Annotated in this window: 2 protein-coding genes, 1 tRNA gene and 1 pseudogene; all 4 read left to right on the top strand. The window is 37.3% G+C overall.

Going from position 1 to position 1,559, the window contains the following annotated elements:
• Positions 1-205 (top strand): annotated as a pseudogene (locus BAZSYMA_RS09545) (tRNA threonylcarbamoyladenosine dehydratase); the annotation flags it as partial.
• Between the two features lie 39 nt (positions 206-244).
• Positions 245-321 (top strand) — tRNA-Pro (locus tag BAZSYMA_RS09540).
• 24 nt (positions 322-345) lie between these two features.
• Entirely contained in the window at positions 346-897 is a 552-nt protein-coding gene (locus BAZSYMA_RS09535; RefSeq protein WP_090718550.1) for a thioredoxin family protein, read from the top strand.
• On the top strand, positions 888-1,559 hold a 672-nt coding region (locus tag BAZSYMA_RS09530; RefSeq protein WP_143243201.1), incomplete at its 3' end, for an NnrS family protein. The genes BAZSYMA_RS09535 and BAZSYMA_RS09530, both read left to right, overlap by 10 nt.

The following is a 1,559-nucleotide window of genomic DNA, read 5'->3' as shown; positions in this document are numbered from 1 at the left end:
ACGCATTAGGGCTTCAATGAAATTTCCTGTGGTGCATTCTATTGAAGTGCCAATCAAAGCACTGCCCCACCAAGAAGTGAATGCGACCGATACTGCACCCGCTGGCAGACCCAGAGCAGTCAATGGTGCAATCTCTTATATGCCCAATATTTTTGGCCTGATGATGGCAGGACACATTATCCAAACTTTACTCAAACAAAAATAGCATATATCTGACAAAAAATACGCTATGATAGTAACCTTTCGGGGCATAGCGCAGTTTGGTAGCGTACCACACTGGGGGTGTGGTGGTCACAGGTTCAAATCCTGTTGTCCCGACCAATTTTAAAATATAAAGGAAGCACTATGATAAGTACACAAACCCCAATTTGTGACTTTAACACGCCAGCGATTGATTTTAACCTCAAAGGTGTGGATGGAAAAATACATAACTTAGCAAGTTGTAAGGGCAAAAATGGCTTACTGGTAATGTTTATTTGCAATCATTGTCCGTATGTTAAAGCTATTATTGAACGCATTATCAAAGACACTAAAGAATTGAAGGCATTAGGTTTAAATGCTGTTGCAATTATGTCTAACAACCCAAAAGAATACGAAGCAGATTCTTTTGAAAATATGCAAAAAATTGCTAAAGAAATGGATTTTTCGTTCCCTTATTTAATGGATAAAACTCAAGAAGTTGCCAAAGCCTATGGTGCGGTTTGTACACCAGACTTCTTTGGCTATAACACAAACTTGGCGCTACAATATCGCGGTCGACTTGATGCTTCACGCAAAGAAACAGCCTTGAGCAGTGTTAAGCGTGATTTGTTTGATGCAATGAGCCAAGTGGCAACCACTGGGCAAGGTCCAACAAAACAAATCCCCTCAATGGGTTGTTCAATCAAATGGAAATAAAGGCCATATTAGTTGAAGATAAAAGCAAAATGCCAGCCTTCTTAAGGTCCGGTTTTAGAGTTTTATTTTTTGCTGCTGGATTAGGCTCATCACTGTTAATGCTGGCTTGGTTGCTATTCTTTAGTGGGCAAATTAATGTCGAGTTTAATACGCACTATTGGCATGCACATGAAATGATTTTTGGTTATACAATGGCTGTTATTGTAGGATTTTTATTAACGGCAACTCAAAACTGGACAAAACTCAAAACAACGAACGGCTACCCATTGTTATCTTTAGGCGTTGTGTGGTTGATTGCTAGGGTGCTTTTGGTCATGGGCAATGATTATGTTTTCTATCAACTAATCGCTGATTTATATTTTTTAGTTTTCTCATTACTATTTATAACCACACCTATTATCAAAGCAAAAAACTGGCAAAACTTACCTATCGTTTTTAAATTATTGACTTTTACTATTGCTGATATTTTATTTTATTTTGGTATTTTAGGCTACATAGAAAATGGACAATACTTAGGTATTTACATTGCCTTTTATACTGTAGTTGCGCTTATTTTGATGATGATACGCAGACTGATTCCATTTTTTATTGAGAACGCTGTGTCAAAGGATACCAAGCTCAAAAATTCTAAACTCCTAGATTTTAGTAGCATGGTCTTATTT

The sequence above is a fragment of the Bathymodiolus azoricus thioautotrophic gill symbiont genome (genome assembly GCF_001298715.1).
Lineage (GTDB): Bacteria > Pseudomonadota > Gammaproteobacteria > PS1 > Pseudothioglobaceae > Thiodubiliella.
The sequence above is the reverse complement of the archived record's forward strand: the minus strand, read 5'-3'. Positions and strand labels throughout refer to the sequence as shown.